The organism is Halorubrum orientale (assembly GCF_059623105.1).
Genome location: NZ_JBSPSR010000001.1, coordinates 1 through 16,037 on the forward strand (window position 1 = coordinate 1; position 16,037 = coordinate 16,037).

Sequence of the window (16,037 nt, forward strand, 5' to 3'; positions counted from 1 at the left end):
ACACTTTGAGTGCCAGAAGTGTGGGTACGAAGTAAACGCAGACTACAACGCCGCGAAGAATATCGGGGTCCGGTACGCTCGAAAGCGGACACACAGACTCCGTTCCTCGCCCAAGTCGGGGAGCGGAGACGCACAAGTAGACGTGCGTATAAATGGTGGGGCGATGAACGGTGAGGGTCACCAGCCTATTGCTGGCGACTGATTACCGGGAGTCCACATCAAAGCCCAACCCTCAACGAGCGAACCCCGTATGGGGTGAGCGAAGTAGGGTAGGGTAGTTTACATGTGGTGTGCTGTCGTGTCCCGTGAGACGCCAGCTCGGCGACGTCGCTCGCGGTCGCCCGCTGTGGTCGGTCGGAGAACCCACCGACCACAACGACATGAAGCGTCTCTTTTGTTTGGCTGTCAGCTGGCCGATCCTGGCTGGATCCATCGGGTCGCCGGTGGTCTGCACCCACGTGCCGAACGTTGCCTCCCTCGCGGTCGTCTGTCGGCGTCCTCCCCGCCGAGGACGAGTGAGAGGTTCGGCTCCTGTGCGTGGTAGAGAATGGTTACCCGTTCGGTCGGGCTTGGCGTCGGTGGGTCTGGAGTGGTCGTCATAGTCGGGGACCCCCACTGACATCGTGTTACTACCCACGCCTGTACAGATGCCTGGGTAATTAATCTCTCTCCGATGTCCTATATATTCTATTGGATATCCAACCAGCACGTGTCTACAACCAAACCGGTTCACGCTCTGTCTGACTCACCGAGCACACATACACATCGACAGCGACCACCTACAAGCGTACGCGCTCGACGCCAAACCTTGATACCCCGCGCCGTCGACCCCTCAGATATGACCGACGACTGCATCTTTTGTTCGATCGTCGCGGGAGACATCCCAGCGCGCACCGTGTACGAGACCGACGAGGTCCTCGCGTTCCTCGACGCGAACCCGCTCGCACCCGGGCACACGCTCGTGATTCCCAAGCCGCACGCGGCCCGCATTGAGGACCTCGAGGCCGACCTTGCGGCCGCCGTTTTCGAGGTGGTTACCGACCTCACCCCACGCGTCCAGGACGCGGTCGACGCCGACGCTGCGACCGTCGGGATCAACGACGGCGAGGCGGCCGGCCAGGAGGTGTCACACGTGCACGCACACGTGATCCCACGCTTCGACGACGACGGTGGCGCGCCGATCCACGCGGTCGCGGGCGACCGTCCCGACCTCGATTCGGACGAACTCGACGCGCTCGCCGACTCGATCGCCGACGCGACCTCGGCGTGAGCCGATGACACCACACACCCTCGCGCTCGTCGGTGCGACCGGCGGCGCGGGAACCACCCGAACGGCGGTTGAGCTCGCGGTCGTCGGCGCCCGTGCCGGTCACGACGTCGTTGTCGTCGACGCCGCCTTCGCGACCCAGGGCCTCTCGGAGTACGTTTCCGGTCGGATTGGAACCGACCTCACGACGCTCCTTACCGACGAACCCGACGCGTCGCTGCCGGCCGCGACGTACCCGATCGCGGCCGACGACGCGAGCGACGCACTCGATGGCCGTGCCGACGTGGTTCCCACTCGGGCTCCGTTCGAGCGTGTCGCTCGCGCGAAGACCGCCGAGGCCGCACGCGCACTCGAACGCCGCATCGACGAGGCGGCGGCCGCGTACGACGCGGTGATCGTCGACACGCCGCCCGTCGCCTCAAATCAGGCCGTCGCCGTCGTCACGACAGTCGACCGTGTTGCTGCGGTTCGGCCGGCCACGCCACACGGCCGCGATGCGCTCGCCCGGCTCCACGGCCGGGTCGCCGACGTTGGTGGGAGCGTCGACACAACAGTTGCGGTGACGCGTACGGGTGCGACCGCCACCGACGCGGACGACCCAACCGACGCGGCCGTTGACGCGTCGATCAGCGTGACGGACCCAGAGATTACGGCGGCGCCGACCACGGCGACCGCGAGCGACGCGTACACCAGTGCGGTCGTCGACGCGTACGAGACGCTGTTCGACACCCGGCTGGATCTTGAGTTCGAGCGTTCAGGCGTGTTCGGCCGACTCACGCGATAGCGACCGACTCACCGCAGTTGATCGGGTGCACCGACCGCGTCGCCGAGGGGATCAGCCGTACCGAGTCCGGCCCCGAGCGGCGAGGAGCCGGACAGGTTCGCGGCGACGACGTCGGCAACAACAGGCAGCGGGTCGTGCGTCTCGACGTACGCCGTGAGTGCAAAGTCCGCCTCGTCGCCACCCGTGAGCGCGAGCGCCTCGCTGCGCGCGATGGCCCCGTCGAGCCACTCACGAACCACCGCGCGGCGGGTGGGCGCGAGCGGACACACGCCGTCGACGCCACAGCGATGCAGTGTCTTCGCCGCGGCCATCGGTGTCACGCCGGCAGCCGCTGCGGTGTCGCCGACGCTTCGGCCAGCAGTGTAGGCGTCCACCAGCGTCGCGGTTGCTTCGGGCGTACACGGGAGGGCGTCGGCGTGCTCGCGGAGCCGATCGACGAGCGGTACGTCGGTGTCGTCGGCGACGGCAACTCCCCGGTCACGCTGGTCGAGGGTTATCTCGAGGCCCTCGGCGATCTCCGACAGCTTCATGTGCGTCACTGTCGCGGATCGAAGCATAAATCCACCGCCTGTGACCCGATCGGTGCCCCGATCGCCGTCGAATACACCGACCGGTAACCGGTCGGTAGTTGGTCGGCCGACCGCCGGAAATCCGGCGGATCACCCCGGGTTTAAGTAAACGATCGGGCCCGACGCTTAGATGTGATGAGTGAGGCACCCTCGATCCGCTCCGGCGTGGCCGCCACCGACTCGACCGACGACCGGCTGACCAACGATCTGGTTCCAACGGACCGACCGCACGACGACCGGACGTCGGCGACTCGTCCGAGTCGTCCGCGAACGACCCGGTCTCCCGTCTCCTTGTCGTCGGCCCTTGAGCACCGTCACACCGACGCCTGTCCCGAGTGTGACAGCCACATCGAGACGACGAGCGGGGAACGCGTGTGTGGTGAGTGCGGCCTCGTCGTCGAGGCCGACCGGATCGACCACGGCCCGGAGTGGCGGTCGTTCGACGACGACGAGACGGACCCAAAACGGACGGGGGCACCGCTCACGCGTTCGCGTCACGACCGCGGCCTCTCGACGGAGATCGGCCGGTCGACCCACGTTACCGGACGCAAGCGCCGCCGGTTGGCCCGCATGCGAACCCAACACAACCGCGCGCAGATTGCTACCAAACGCGACCGAAATCGCGTGTACGCGTACACCGAGATCCGGCGGCTCGTCGGTGCGTTAGAGCTCCCGACGAGCCTCCGAGAAACCGCCTGCGCGCTGTTCGATTCCGCACAGGATGCTCGGCTACTCCGTGGTCGGTCTATTGAGGGGTTTGCGGCGGCGTGCATCTACGTTGCCTGCCGAACCGCCGGCGTCCCACGGACGGTCACCGAAGTGTGTACGGCCGCGAAAGCAACGGAGGCGGAACACCGCGCCGCCTTCGACGCGATGAACCGCGAGCTCGGCCTCCCGATCGGACCGACCGCCCCCGCCGAGTACCTCCCGCGGCTCGCGAGCGACCTCGACTGTTCGGCCGAAACCGAGGCCCGCGCCCGCGACCTCGCCGACCGGGCCGTCTCCGAGGGAATTGCGAACGGTCGCAACCCGGTCGGTGTCGCGGCCGCCTGTGTGTACACGGCCGCCAGACAGCGCGGGGGCGACTGCACTCAGGCGGTCGTGGCTACAGCTGCTGACGTTACACCGGTGACGGTCCGGCGCACCTACCTCGATCTGACGCGAGGTGATAGCGCCTGAATACAGCGTACCTCCCTCACATCCGTGACGACTCACGAGCAGAACGGACTGTTCAGGCCGGCTCTTGTCCGCTCAGGACCGCTCGGGACTACACGCACGAAAACCGTTAAGCCGTGCTATCACGTACCGAGTATCATGAGCGCTGACCGGTCCGCGTTACGCCGGGCCTTAGAGCGTGGTGAGCGAGACGGTGGTGCGATCGAGTTCAAAGAACGGCTCACCCGCGAGGTTCACCTCACCGACGGCCGGATGGAGTCACTTGTCGCACAGCTCCGACATCGTGTGCTCTCCGGTGACGGTGAGGCGACGTACGTGGTCGGCGTCACCGACGATGGCGGACTCGCCGGTATCGCTCCGGACGCGTTCTCCGAGACGATGGACGTGCTCTCACTTTTGGCCGAGGAAGCGGACGCCCACATTGCCGACGTGGAGACCTGGAGCGCCGGAGCGGACGGTGAGGGCGACGCGGCCGGGCTCGTTGGGCTCGCGACCGTCCGCGAGGGCGGGATGTTCGCGACGGACGACGACCATCTGGTGGTCGGCACGGCCGGCCACGTCGACCACGGCAAGTCGACGCTCGTGGGCAGTCTCGTTACCGGACAGGCCGACGATGGCCAAGGCGGGACCCGCGGCTTCCTCGACGTCCAGCCACACGAGGTCGAGCGGGGGCTCTCCGCTGACCTCTCGTACGCAGTGTACGGCTTCGCTGAGGACACGGCCGATCCGGTCCGCATGGACAATCCACATCGCAAATCCGACCGGGCTCGGATCGTCGAGGAGGCCGACCGGCTGGTGTCGTTCGTCGACACGGTCGGCCACGAGCCGTGGCTCCGCACGACCATCCGCGGGCTCGTCGGCCAGAAGCTCGACTACGGCCTGCTCGTCGTCGCCGCCGACGACGGGCCAACCGCGACGACGCGTGAACACCTCGGCATCCTTCTCGCGACCGAGCTTCCGACCATCGTCGCGATAACCAAAGCCGATGCCGTCACTGACGACCGGCTCGCGACCGTCGAGCGTGAGGTGGAGTCGACGCTGCGAGACGTTGGTGAGACCCCGCTCCCGGTGGATCGGTACGGCGTCGACACCGCTGTCGCCGAGGTGGGTGACGGCGTCGTTCCCGTGCTTCACACCAGCGCGGTCGAACAGACCGGCCTCGACACGCTCGACCGGCTCTTCGAAACACTCCCAAAGCGGGCGACACCCGAGCGCGAGGCGTTTCGGATGTATATCGACCGGAGCTACAAGGTAACCGGCGTCGGTGCGGTCGCCTCCGGGACGGTAAACTCCGGCGTCGTTGAGGCGGGTGACGAGCTTCTCTTAGGGCCGATGGCCGACGGCTCTTTCCGCGAGGTCGAGGTCCGGTCCATCGAGATGCACTACCACCGGGTCGACCGGGCGACGGCCGGCCGGATCGTCGGTATCGCGCTGAAAGGCGTCGACGAGGAAGACATCGAACGCGGCATGGCGCTCGTCCCCCGCAATGCTGACCCGAGGCCGGTACGGTCGTTCGAGGCGGAGGTGATGGTGCTCAACCACCCGACGCGGATCCAGCCCGGGTACGAGCCGGTGGTCCACTTAGAGACCCTCTCGGAGGCGGCCGTGTTCTCACCGGCCGAGGGACGGCTCCTTCCGGGCGATACCGGCCGCACCCGTGTCCGCTTCAAGTTTCGGCCGTACCTCATCGAGTCGGGTCAGCGGTTCGTCTTCCGGGAAGGATCCAGTAAGGGCGTCGGGACGGTCCGGGCCGTCGAGCCGACCGAATAAGCGGGCCCGGCGGGACCGGGACGGAGTGAGCCTCGGGGACCGAAGCGTCCCCGGCAACCGAGATGTCCCCGGCAACTAGACGTACTCGAGGATATCCCGAAGATTGATCGCGATCGCCAACGCGGCGCTGACGACCACGACGATGAGCGTCGCCATCGGGTCCATCGCTTCTGTCCCCTGTGAGTAGACGACCATGCCGTACATCTCCTTGGTGAGCGCATCCATCGTCCCGCCGACGAAGAAGACGCGAATGAAGTCCTCGAACGAGCGGAGCCACGCGAACACGAAGCCTGCGGCGATCGCCGGTGAGATGATCGGAAGCGTGACGTCTCGGACGACGCCCCACCCGGTCGCGCCGAGGTCGCGGGCGCCCTCCTCGAGCTTCCGGTCGAAGACGGCGAGTCTGGCGACCACCGGGAGTACGATGAACGGGAGCCCGTACACCGAGTGTGCGAGGACGGTGCCGATGAAGCCGGGCGAGAGGTCGACAACCCGGAACAAGATCAGAAGTGAGATCCCCATGATGATTCCGGGCATCAACAATGGGACGATGACGAGCCCTCTGAGCACACCCCGGCCGCGAAAGTCGTGCCGGGCAATAGCGAATCCCAGCGGGACGCCAAGCAGTGTCGCCACCGTGGCGGCGGTCGTCGCCACGAATGCGCTCTGTCTGGCTGCTAAGAGGAGCCCGTCGTTGGTGAACAGCGCGACGTAGTTGTCGAGTGTGACTCCCTCGAACGGGAACAAGACCGCCGAGTTCTCCATGAATGAGAGCGCGACGATCTGTGTCAGCGGGAGCCAGAGAAACACGACGATGCCGATCGTCAATCCCCACATGCCGTAGGTGGCGACCGCGCTCACGATGCGGTCGACGGAGACGGTCTCCGTGAGGCCGGGTTCACCGACGAGCCGCGAGAGCCGACTGTGTCGCTCGCTATCGGCCATCGGTCACCCCATCGCCTCCAGGCTGGTGGTGCGCATGACGATTGCGAACGCGATCAGGGTCGGCGCGATGAGGAACAACGACCCCGCCGCGCCGTAGTTGAGCGCGTACAACTCGGTGATTCGGGCGGTGAGCACTTCGGCGATCATGGTGAACTGTCCGCGCGCGAGGAACTGTGGCGTGATGAACGTCCCGAGCGCCGGGACGAACACGAAGACACAGCCGGTGATGAGCCCCTGTACCGACAGCGGGACGACGACGTCTTTGGCGATCTCGAGTCGCGACGCCCCGAGGTCGCGCGACGCTTCGATCACTCCGTAGTCGATCCCCTCGAGACTCGAGTACAGTGTCAACAGCATGTACGGGAAGAAGGCGTGGGTGAGCGAGATCACCACGGCGGCGACCCCATACTCGAAGATCCCGAGCGGCTCGGCGACGAACGGGGTCGCGACGAGTGCCGAGTTGATCAGTCCCTGGCTGCCGAAAAGCGAGAGCCACGAGTAGATACGCACGATGAAGATGGTGAAAAAGGGAACGAGCACCGCGAACAACAGGAGCTTGAACCGACGGCCAGAGAGCCGCGTGAGCAGGTATGCGACCGGGTACGCGAGCACGACGGTGGCCAGCGTGGTGGCCGCCGAGATGCGCAGCGAAAGCAGGAACGAGTCGATGAACGGCGTCTGGAACCAGCCGTCCTGGCTGACGAACAGCTCTCTGTAGTTCGACACCGAAAACGACCACACGACGTCGTACGAGCTGTTGATCTCTGCGAAGCTCACGGCCACTAAGAACGCGGTCGGAAGCAAGATTAGCGTGAGTAGCCATCCGACGCCCGGTCCCGCCATGAGCGTGAGCTTCGCCCGTCGACCCTGTCGCTCGAACGCGTCACCGAGTCTGTCGATCGTCTTCATACCGCGATCACGCGTTTTTGACCCGCTCGAACATCTCGATCCAGGCGGCGTCCTGTTCAGCGGGCTTGAACGGGATCATCCCCTCGAGGACGCCCGGTTCGATCTGGAGCGACGGCGTCTCTATTGTGTCCATCGCGGCCTGTGAGGTGTTCATGATGTTCCGCGTCTCCGAGAGCGCGGCGCCAATCTCGGGGTCGAGATACTCGTTGAGCACGCGGAAGGCAGCCTCTTTGTTTGAGGAGCCGGAGGTAACGACAGCGCCCTCGAACCAGGTGAGCTCCTCTTCAGCCGGCTGAGAGAACGCCACGTTTTCGGCGTCGTTCATGATCCCGACGTGAGTGCTCCGGTTGGCGTAGGAAACGACCACGTTGCCGTTTTGATAGTCCTGAGTGAGCGTCTCCTCGTCATGGACGAACCCGAGGAGATTTGGTTTGAAGTCGATCAGTGTCTCTTCGATCGACGTGAGCTGCTCGTCGGTGAACGAGACGGTGTCACCCTCGAAGGCGTCGGTGTACCCGAGCGCGAGCCCGGCGGCCATGATCGACTTGTAGTAGCCGTCGTACAGGGTGATACCGCCGGTGAGGTCCACGCCCTCGTACTCTTCGCTGAATAGCACGTCGTAGGAGTGCTCGTGGTCTTCTGGCAGCACGGAGGTGTCATATCCGTACGCGTACCACCCGAATTGGACGGGGAGGCCGTACACGTCGCCGCCGTCGGCGAACTGTCCCTCCGCCGCGCTCTGGAACGTGGGGTATAACGCGTCGAAGTTGCTCATAATGTCCATGTCGACCGGCGCCGCGAGGTCGGCCTCGATGAACCGAGGAACGTACTCGTTGTTCGGGATGACGATGTCGTACTCCTCTCCGCCGCCCGCGTTCACCGTAGAGAACATGTTCGCCGAGCCGTCGGCGATCGAGACGTCGAGGGTAACGTCGCCAAGTGTTTCTTCGACTTGGTCGTTGACGTCGTCGTACCCCGTCCACGTGAGGATCGATACCGTGGTCCCGCTTCCACCGCCCATACACCCAGATACGCCCGCCATGCCGGCGACGCCGGCCGCCCCGGCCGTCTTGATGAATTGCCGTCTGTCTACCATGTGTGTCCCGAGCGATTTGGTCATTCCTGATAAGTGTGTCCCATATATGGATTGTTCATCAATATAGTATCCTTATAAACCTACGATTGTACGTTATTTGTGACTATTGTTGTCTAATCGTCTACTGCAAACGATGGCACGTAGCGCGCCTCAAACGCCGGGTTGACCGAACACGAACCCGTTTGACGAGTGTTTAGAGAGTAACGTCATTATATTCTATGTATTCCTGTGTATACGCTGTGTTCTTCGGGACAAAATTCAATACGTATCGTACAAACTGCCGATACGTATGACGACATCGCACACAGCGGTACAGCTCGACGGGGTTTGCAAGGAGTTTGGGGACACCGTCGCCGTCGACGGTATCGACATTGATCTCCGACGTGGCGAGTTCTTCTCGCTGCTCGGTCCCTCCGGCTGCGGGAAGACCACCACGCTCCGCATGATAAGCGGCTTCGAGACACCGACCGATGGAGCGATCCGCATCGAAGGCGAGGACGTTGTTCACCGCCCTCCAAACAAGCGGAACACGAACCTGGTGTTTCAAAGTCTCTCGTTGTTCCCACACATGACGGTCGCCGAGAATATCGGCTACGGGCTGAAAAAAGACGGAGTAAACCCCGGTGAACGCGAGCGGCTCGTCGAGAAGTATCTCGCTATCGTTGGACTCTCTGGCTACAAGCGGCGCTCGACACAGGAGCTCTCCGGCGGCCAACAACAGCGCGTCGCGATCGCCAGGGCGCTCGTGAACGAGCCCGACATCCTCCTACTCGACGAGCCGCTTTCGAGTCTCGACCGAAAGCTTCGCCAGCGGATGCAAGTCGAACTCCAGGAGATCCACGACCGCGTCGAGAGTACGTTCTTTTATGTCACCCACGACCAAGACGTCGCGATGAGCATGTCAGACCGACTGGCCGTAATGAACAACGGTCAGATCGAACAGGTTGGCACCCCTCGCGAGATATACCGCGAGCCTGCCAGCGCGTTCGTTGCCGACTTCATCGGCGACACCAACCTCCTCGACGGCGTCGTGGAGAACACTACGCACCCGCCACGACTCTCGATCGACGGCGGCACCGACGTGGTTGTCGAGCTCGGCGAGTCGCCGGTAAACGGTGACGTCGTCGCTGCCATCCGCCCCGAAGAAGTCACGCTCACCGACCCGGGCGCTGGCGTCATCGATGGCACCATCGTGAACCAGTACTTCCACGGCGAGCGGACAAACTTGGTCGTCGAACCCCACGATGAGTCGATCCCCGACTTGGACGTCTCTGTGCAGGGACGCGCCGGCATCCCCGATTCTGACGATGTGTCTATCGAGCTCAACCCGGAGGCCGTGAGCGTGTATGCAAAGTGACACCGTAGCGCCGTCATCGGACGAGGCACCGACTGCGACTGAGGTCTTGATCCACCACAGCGTCTCGGCCGTGTTCGGCAGCGACGTCTGTGCGTCACTCCACACCCAACTTGAGGACGTGTTACCGCCGACCGTGGTCGTCGACGCGGCGACGACCGCGCCCGAGTCGGCGGCGGCACTCGAAACCGCAGACGTCGTATTGACAATTCGGCCGATCGCTGACACACTGCCGGCTGACACCGCCCCGGACTGGGTCCAGACGCTGAACTCCGGCGTCGACGCGTACGCGCTCGACGCGCTGGCCGAGCGTAGTGTCGCCGTCACGAACGCGGCCGGGATCGCGGCGAATCCGATCGCCGAACAGGTCCTCGGCTACCTCCTGACCTTCGAGAGACGGATTCACACCGGTATTCGTCAACAAGAGCGCGACGGTCTCTGGCAGCGATACTCGGCGGGCGAGCTCCGCGGCAAGACGCTCGGCATTGTCGGAGTCGGTGCCATCGGCACGCGCGTCGCCGAGCTCGCGGCCGCCTTCGAGATGGAGGTGATCGGCACGAAACGCACTCCTGAGACGGCCCCGTCCACCGTCGACGAGGTACACCCACCCGAGGCGCTCCCCGAGCTGCTTGCACGGTCCGACTACGTCGTGCTCGCCTGCCCGCTTGTCGAGGAGACGCGCGGCCTGATCGACGCTGAGGCGCTGATGTCGATGCGGTCGAATGCGGTCCTCGTGAACATTGCACGCGGCCCTGTCGTCGACGAGTCGGCGCTCGAAGACGCCCTCCAACAGGGGCGTATTCGGGGGGCAGCCCTCGATGTCTTCGAATCGGAGCCGCTTCCGCCATCGTCGGTGCTTTGGGACCTCCCAAACGTCGTGATCACTCCACACATGGCGGGGTCGACCCCGCGGTACGCCGACCGGATCGCATCGCTCGTTGGCGAGAATTACGCCCACTACGCCGCCGGAGAGCCCGAACAGTTCCAGAACCGCGTTGTTTGAGTCCGATCAGTCGTCAGCCTCGGCCGTCGGCATCGCCGCCTCAACAGCGGCGGCGAGCGCGGTGATCCCCTCATCTATCTCTTCTGGGGTCGTGTGGCTGAACGAGACGCGGGCGTGTCCCGCCCCACGGTCGTCGGGGTAAAAGAAGGTCCCCGGGAGGTAGGTCACGCCGCGTTCGATGGCGTCGTCGAGCATCGTTTCGGCGTCGACGCCGTCGGGGAACCCGACCCAGACGAAGAACCCGCCGTTGGGCTCACTCCACGTTGTTCCCGGCGGCATCCTGGTTTCGAGGCTCTCGAGGAGCTGGTCGCGACGAGGCTCGTAGCCGGTACACAGCGACTCGATAGCGCGGTTGAGTCGGCCGTCTTCGGCGTACTTGGTTATCAGTCCGCGGGTGAAGCTGGGCTCACCGCCGGCATTTATCCGGTCGAACTGTGCCGTGATCGCCTCGTCGGCGATCGTCCATCCCGTCCGGACGCCGGGTGCGATCGTCTTCGAAAACGTGTTGACCCGAACCACGCGCCCGGTCTCGTCGAGCGCCTTGATCGGTGTGGGCTCCGTGCCGTCGAACCGCAGCTGGCCGTACGGGTCGTCTTCGAGGATAACGAAGTCGTACGTCTCGGCGAGCTCGAGCAGCCGGGCCCGTCGGTCCGCGGTGAGCGTCACCCCGGTTGGGTTGTGGAACGTGGGGATGGTGTACAAAAGCGTCGGCAGCGTCTCGCCGGCCGCGGCACGCGCCTCGAGCGCCGCGGCGACCGCTTCGACGTCGAGACCGTCCTCGTCGACGTCGAACGCCGCGATCTCGACGTCGTAGTTGCGGAACAGCCGCAGTGCACCCATGAACGTCGGCCCCTCGACGAACACCGCATCGCCAGGGTCGAGGAACGTCTGACACACGGTGTCGATCGCGTTCGTCGCCCCGTTCGTCAGGTGTATCTCGTCTGCCGTACACGCGATGCCACGGTCCCGTGCCCGTGACGCGATCAGTTCGGGCAGCGCGTCCGCGTACTCGCCGCCGCCGTACTGGAGCGCGCAGTCGCCTTCCGCCGCGAAGAGCGCCTCAGCCGACTCGACGAGTGCGTCGTTCGGGAACGAGTCGGGGTACGGAAAGCCGAAGCTCAGCGGCACGGCGTCGGCGCCCGCTATCGATCGCCACGCGCCGTACGTCCCCCCGTCCATCGTCGCGCGAACGGTCTCGCTGTACAGGTGTGTGAGACCGCCGGAGTCTGTGTCGGTCATTCGGTGTCTGTTGGTGACAACGGCAACACGAACATAAATCTACTGGCACTCTCGGCGGCGTTTGCCGAATAATCATGCCGATGAGCGGTGGTATGGACTGTGTACACCGCGAACGCTGATCAAAAATCAACCTACCGATGCGTTTCCGTGTGAACACGACCAGTGTCTCGTCGCGGGGCAACGGATACGACGGCTATCTCTCGGTCTTCGTGGTGAAGGCGGTGCTTTTGCGGTGGCTTGCTGTGATGAAGCCAACGTTTTAGTATGGTACCGGTAACACCTGTATATGTCTCGGCACCGAACGACCCGACTCTCTCGGCGGCAGATCCTCGCCGGGGGCGCGGCGAGCACGTCGCTCCTCCTCGCCGGCTGTACTGGTGGTGGGGAGTCGGGCTCCGGCTCCACGGACGGCAGTAGTGACACCACAGGCGGCGGCGACTCGGGCGGTCCGGACCCGACACTGTACGTCGCACAAGTCAAGGGTCCTATCGATATGGACCCCGTCTTGATCAACGACGTCCCCTCGGGACAGATTGCCGGCCAGATCTTCGACGGCCTCTATGAGTACGGCGAGGACGTGCGCATCCAGCCGAAGATCGCCGCCGACATGCCGACCGTCGAACGCGACGGCACCCGGTACATCGTCCCCATCCGTGAGGGGGCGACCTTCCACAACGGCGACCCGGTCACCGCCGACGACGTCGTCCACACGATGACCGCTCCGGTCGACGAACAGACGGCAAACGCCTCCGAGGTCAACATGATCGATACCGCCGAGGCGGTCGACGAGACGACCGTTCAGTTCGACCTCAAATACCCGTACGGCGCGTTTACCACGGCGATGGTGCGAAGCGTGGTCAACGCGAACGTCCGGCGCGAGGACCCAGAAGCGTACAATCAAGAGCCGATCGGCTCTGGTCCGTTCCGCCTCGTCGAGTGGGAGCCAGAGAACTACGCGACCGTCGAGCGCGTCGACGACTACTGGGACACCGCCGGCCAGCCAGCTGTTGCGGGGATCGAGTTCGATCCGATAGAAGAACAGACCACCCGGGTCACCGAACTCGAGACCGGCAACGTCGACATCATCGAGACGATCCCCCCACAGCTGTACGAGACGGTCGAGAGCAACCAGGGCGCACGCATCACCGAGTCGCCGGGCGTCGGCTACTACTACCTGGCGTTCAACTGCGCCAACGGACCGACGAGCGACCCACGTGTTCGTGAAGCGGTGGACTACTGCTTCTCGATGGACCAGGCCATCGAGAACTTCGTCGAGCCTTCCGGTGTGCGCCAGTACAGCCCATACCCGGCGTCGATCGCTACCGAGTGGGAGTTCCCGGTCGACGACTGGGCGAACATTCCACACGACCAGGATATCGATGCGGCGAGGTCGCTGTTCGAGGAGGCGGGCGTTTCGACCGACTATGAGTGGCGGATCATCGTGCCCCCGGACGACATGCGCGAGCAGATCGGGATCACCATCGGCGACGGGTTACAGAACGCCGGCTTCGAAAACGTCGAAGTCCAGCGGCTCGACTGGGGGACCTTCATCCAGACGTACCAGAGCGACGAGGGGCCAAACAGTGAGGACGCGTACAACATGTACACCCTCGGCTGGTCCGGCTCGCCCGACCCGGACGCATTCGCGTACTACCTGCTCAGCCAGGAGACCAACGGGGTCACCAACGGGACCTTCCACGACTACGACGAAGCCTCTGCGATGCTCACACAGGCCCGTGAGTCCGCTGACTACGAGACGCGCCGTGAGCGCTACATCGATGCGACGACTCAGCTGCTTGAAGAACGCGTTCATCTCCCGGCGTACAATCTGAACAACTCCTACGGGGTCAACGACGCTGTCGGCGGCTTCAGCGCACACCCGATTGCGACCGAGGTCCAAGTGGCGACCGACCACACCACCGTCTCGGTCTCACGATAACTCCTCATAACCCGTGGGTCTCCTCCGATACACCCTTTGGCGGCTCGCTCAGGCCATTCCCGTCTTGGTCGGTATCGTGACGATCACGTTTTTCCTCGCCAACCAGATCCCCGGCGATCCGGTCGAGATTATGCTCGGTCCGACGCCGGCACAAGAACAGGTTGAGGCGATTCGGGCCCGCTACGGACTCGACCGTCCCCTGTATGAACGGTACCTCACCTACCTCGCGGGCATCGCCACCGGCGACCTTGGGCGAAGTATCTACTTTGATCGACCTGTGGCCGAGATGATCCTGTTGCGGCTTCCAGTGACGTTGTTACTCATGGTCTCGGCGTTCGCGTTTGCCATCGTCACGGCGATCCCGCTCGGGGTGCTCTCTGCGAAGCGACGGAACGAGCCGGCAGACCACGTGTCGCGTGTCATCTCGCTCGTGGGTGTCTCGACGCCGTCGTTCTGGATCGGGCTGGTGTTGATCATCGTCTTCGCGTTTTATCTCGGGTGGTTCCCCGCTCGCGGGTTGGTGTTGCCGTGGGCCGATCCCGCGGACGTTCGCGGGGCGGCGACACGCTTGGCGGTGCTCCGGCAGTCGGCACACCACCTCTTATTGCCGATGATCGCACTCGGCACGCTTCAGATGGCACAGATAGCCCGCATCGAGCGCTCGTCGATGGTCGACTCCTTACAGGGCGAGTACGTGACGCTCGCGCGGGCGTACGGCGTCCCCGAGTCAACGATCGTCCGCAAACACGCGTTTCAGGTGGCACAACTCCCTGTCATCACCATCGTTGGCCTCGGACTGTCGACTGCACTCGGTGGTGCAGTCCTCACGGAGACGGTCTTCGAGATTCAGGGGATGGGCCGGCTGATCATCACGGCGATCAACAACCAAGATTACGAGCTGATCATGGGGACGACACTCGTGTTCGGGTTCGTGTACGTGGTCGGCGTCATCGTGACCGACGTCGCGTACAGCTACCTCGACCCGCGGGTCACCTACGGTGATGATTGATATGGCACAGACACCGTCTCGGACGGACGACTCGGACGAATCGACCGGTGGACCGGCCGACGTCGAAGCCCGCGTCGGGCTCCGCTACACGCTCCGGCAGGTCCGCCGCGACACGACCGCGCGTATCGGCACGCTGATCGTCGGCGTGATGACGCTCGTTGCCGTGATCGCCGCGCTCGACTACTACCTGTTACAATACGCGATCGCAGAGACGGTCCTGTACAACCCCGAAACCGACCCAGAAACCGTCCGACGGCTGCTCCCGCCGGCCGGGATGGAAAACCAGTTCGGCCCGGGAGTGATCGAGCATCCACTCGGCACCGACCACCGTGGCCGGGACCTCCTCACTCGGGTGGTGTACGGCACGCGGGTGGCGATGACGGTCGGGTTCATGGCGACGGGTATCGGGCTCGTAGGCGGGACACTCGTCGGCGCGGTCTCCGGCTACTACGGAGGGCGCGTCGACGACGTGCTCCAGCGGATCACAGAGACCATCTACGCTATTCCGTTTCTCGTGTTGGTCATCGCGTTCATGACCGCGTTCGGTCGAGATCTCACGTTCGCGATGATCGGCGTCGGTATCACCGCAATTCCGGTGTTCAACCGGCTCATTCGGTCTCGGGTCGTCTCGATCCGCGAGGAGGATTACGTCGAGGCCGCCCGGGCGGCTGGGGTGAAAGACCGGAATATCATCTTCCGACACATCATCCCCAACAGCTTCGCGCCAGTCCTCGTTCAGGCGACCCTGCAGGTCGGCGTGAGTATCCTCATCGTCGCCGGGCTCTCGTTTCTCGGATTCGGCGCGCAGCCGCCGACGCCCTCGTGGGGACAGATGCTCTCTGCCTCGCGCGGGTACATGCTTCCGGCACCGACGTTCAGCCTCTGGCCCGGATTCGCTATCCTGATCACCGTTATCGGGTTCAATATCCTCGGTGACGGGCTCCAAGACGCACTCGACCCACGCATCAACAACTGAC

At 64.2% G+C, this 16,037-nt stretch carries 15 protein-coding genes; 10 read left to right on the forward strand and 5 right to left on the reverse strand.

Going from position 1 to position 16,037, the window contains the following annotated elements:
- The 3 genes from ACWUI7_RS00005 to ACWUI7_RS00015 form a co-directional block, all read left to right on the forward strand.
- Positions 1 to 202 (forward strand): zinc ribbon domain-containing protein (locus ACWUI7_RS00005; protein ID WP_496640088.1); only part of this gene is annotated, 202 nt, incomplete at its 5' end.
- A gap of 636 nt (positions 203 to 838) precedes the next feature.
- Positions 839 to 1,270: an HIT family protein gene (locus ACWUI7_RS00010; RefSeq protein ID WP_496640089.1), complete on the forward strand. Its 432-nt coding sequence runs from the start codon at positions 839 to 841 to the stop codon at positions 1,268 to 1,270.
- Positions 1,271 to 1,274: 4 nt separating this feature from the next.
- A complete protein-coding gene (locus ACWUI7_RS00015; protein ID WP_496640090.1) occupies positions 1,275 to 2,051 on the forward strand; it encodes an AAA family ATPase in 777 nt (258 codons plus the stop codon).
- A gap of 8 nt (positions 2,052 to 2,059) precedes the next feature.
- On the opposite strand, the gene ACWUI7_RS00020 is transcribed toward ACWUI7_RS00015, so the two are convergent.
- A complete protein-coding gene (locus tag ACWUI7_RS00020; protein ID WP_496640091.1) occupies positions 2,060 to 2,581 on the reverse strand; it encodes a DUF7858 family protein in 522 nt (173 codons plus the stop codon).
- Positions 2,582 to 2,755: 174 nt separating this feature from the next.
- Between ACWUI7_RS00020 and ACWUI7_RS00025 the strand changes: the two genes are divergently transcribed.
- Both ACWUI7_RS00025 and ACWUI7_RS00030 read left to right on the forward strand, forming a co-directional pair.
- Positions 2,756 to 3,799, forward strand: a complete 1,044-nt coding sequence (locus ACWUI7_RS00025) for a transcription initiation factor IIB (protein ID WP_496640093.1) — start codon at positions 2,756 to 2,758, stop codon at positions 3,797 to 3,799.
- A gap of 135 nt (positions 3,800 to 3,934) precedes the next feature.
- On the forward strand, positions 3,935 to 5,566 hold the full coding sequence (locus ACWUI7_RS00030) for a GTPBP1 family GTP-binding protein (RefSeq protein ID WP_496640094.1): 1,632 nt from the start codon (positions 3,935 to 3,937) through the stop codon (positions 5,564 to 5,566).
- Positions 5,567 to 5,641: 75 nt separating this feature from the next.
- On the opposite strand, the gene ACWUI7_RS00035 is transcribed toward ACWUI7_RS00030, so the two are convergent.
- The 3 genes from ACWUI7_RS00035 to ACWUI7_RS00045 are packed head-to-tail and all read right to left on the reverse strand — an operon-like array spanning position 5,642 to position 8,516.
- Positions 5,642 to 6,511, reverse strand: a complete 870-nt coding sequence (locus ACWUI7_RS00035) for an ABC transporter permease (RefSeq protein ID WP_496640095.1) — start codon at positions 6,509 to 6,511, stop codon at positions 5,642 to 5,644.
- A gap of 3 nt (positions 6,512 to 6,514) precedes the next feature.
- Positions 6,515 to 7,420 (reverse strand): ABC transporter permease, encoded by a 906-nt coding sequence (locus ACWUI7_RS00040; protein WP_496640096.1) that lies wholly within the window; start codon positions 7,418 to 7,420, stop codon positions 6,515 to 6,517.
- A 7-nt stretch (positions 7,421 to 7,427) separates the two neighbouring features.
- Positions 7,428 to 8,516 carry an ABC transporter substrate-binding protein gene (locus ACWUI7_RS00045; RefSeq protein ID WP_496640097.1) on the reverse strand — a complete coding sequence of 363 codons (1,089 nt, stop codon included), beginning with the start codon at positions 8,514 to 8,516 and terminating at the stop codon, positions 7,428 to 7,430.
- A 289-nt stretch (positions 8,517 to 8,805) separates the two neighbouring features.
- Here ACWUI7_RS00045 and ACWUI7_RS00050 point away from each other — a divergent pair, with 289 nt between their 5' ends.
- Together ACWUI7_RS00050 and ACWUI7_RS00055 are read left to right on the forward strand one after the other, a co-directional pair.
- Positions 8,806 to 9,873, forward strand: coding sequence for an ABC transporter ATP-binding protein (locus tag ACWUI7_RS00050; protein ID WP_496640098.1), 1,068 nt, complete (start codon positions 8,806 to 8,808; stop codon positions 9,871 to 9,873).
- Positions 9,863 to 10,873, forward strand: coding sequence for a D-2-hydroxyacid dehydrogenase (locus tag ACWUI7_RS00055; RefSeq protein WP_496640100.1), 1,011 nt, complete (start codon positions 9,863 to 9,865; stop codon positions 10,871 to 10,873). Before ACWUI7_RS00050 ends, ACWUI7_RS00055 begins: the two co-directional genes overlap by 11 nt.
- Before the next feature lie 6 nt (positions 10,874 to 10,879).
- Here the strand turns inward: ACWUI7_RS00055 and ACWUI7_RS00060 are convergent, their stop codons facing one another.
- A complete protein-coding gene (locus ACWUI7_RS00060) occupies positions 10,880 to 12,112 on the reverse strand; it encodes an aminotransferase-like domain-containing protein (RefSeq protein ID WP_496640101.1) in 1,233 nt (410 codons plus the stop codon).
- A 286-nt stretch (positions 12,113 to 12,398) separates the two neighbouring features.
- On the opposite strand from ACWUI7_RS00060, the gene ACWUI7_RS00065 reads away from it, so the two are divergent.
- From ACWUI7_RS00065 to ACWUI7_RS00075, 3 genes are read left to right on the forward strand one after another with little or no spacing between them, the layout of a single operon-like run.
- Positions 12,399 to 14,051, forward strand: a complete 1,653-nt coding sequence (locus ACWUI7_RS00065) for an ABC transporter substrate-binding protein (RefSeq protein WP_496640102.1) — start codon at positions 12,399 to 12,401, stop codon at positions 14,049 to 14,051.
- A gap of 13 nt (positions 14,052 to 14,064) precedes the next feature.
- Entirely contained in the window at positions 14,065 to 15,060 is a 996-nt protein-coding gene (locus ACWUI7_RS00070; RefSeq protein ID WP_496640103.1) for an ABC transporter permease, read from the forward strand.
- A 1-nt stretch (position 15,061) separates the two neighbouring features.
- Positions 15,062 to 16,036 carry an ABC transporter permease gene (locus ACWUI7_RS00075; RefSeq protein WP_496640104.1) on the forward strand — a complete coding sequence of 325 codons (975 nt, stop codon included), beginning with the start codon at positions 15,062 to 15,064 and terminating at the stop codon, positions 16,034 to 16,036.
- The last annotated feature ends 1 nt before the right edge of the window (position 16,037 follow it).

Bases quoted from the DNA above. Each gene is read 5' to 3' on its own strand.
- ACWUI7_RS00050 (WP_496640098.1), top strand. From the start codon at position 8,806: ATGACGACATCGCACACAGCGGTACAGCTCGACGGGGTTTGCAAGGAG.
- ACWUI7_RS00025 (WP_496640093.1), top strand. From the start codon at position 2,756: ATGAGTGAGGCACCCTCGATCCGCTCCGGCGTGGCCGCCACCGACTCG.
- ACWUI7_RS00040 (WP_496640096.1), bottom strand. From the start codon at position 7,420: ATGAAGACGATCGACAGACTCGGTGACGCGTTCGAGCGACAGGGTCGA.
- ACWUI7_RS00020 (WP_496640091.1), bottom strand. From the start codon at position 2,581: ATGAAGCTGTCGGAGATCGCCGAGGGCCTCGAGATAACCCTCGACCAG.
- ACWUI7_RS00030 (WP_496640094.1), top strand. From the start codon at position 3,935: ATGAGCGCTGACCGGTCCGCGTTACGCCGGGCCTTAGAGCGTGGTGAG.
- ACWUI7_RS00035 (WP_496640095.1), bottom strand. From the start codon at position 6,511: ATGGCCGATAGCGAGCGACACAGTCGGCTCTCGCGGCTCGTCGGTGAA.
- ACWUI7_RS00015 (WP_496640090.1), top strand. From the start codon at position 1,275: ATGACACCACACACCCTCGCGCTCGTCGGTGCGACCGGCGGCGCGGGA.
- ACWUI7_RS00055 (WP_496640100.1), top strand. From the start codon at position 9,863: ATGCAAAGTGACACCGTAGCGCCGTCATCGGACGAGGCACCGACTGCG.
- ACWUI7_RS00010 (WP_496640089.1), top strand. From the start codon at position 839: ATGACCGACGACTGCATCTTTTGTTCGATCGTCGCGGGAGACATCCCA.
- ACWUI7_RS00045 (WP_496640097.1), bottom strand. From the start codon at position 8,516: ATGGTAGACAGACGGCAATTCATCAAGACGGCCGGGGCGGCCGGCGTC.
- ACWUI7_RS00065 (WP_496640102.1), top strand. From the start codon at position 12,399: ATGTCTCGGCACCGAACGACCCGACTCTCTCGGCGGCAGATCCTCGCC.
- ACWUI7_RS00075 (WP_496640104.1), top strand. From the start codon at position 15,062: ATGGCACAGACACCGTCTCGGACGGACGACTCGGACGAATCGACCGGT.
- ACWUI7_RS00060 (WP_496640101.1), bottom strand. From the start codon at position 12,112: ATGACCGACACAGACTCCGGCGGTCTCACACACCTGTACAGCGAGACC.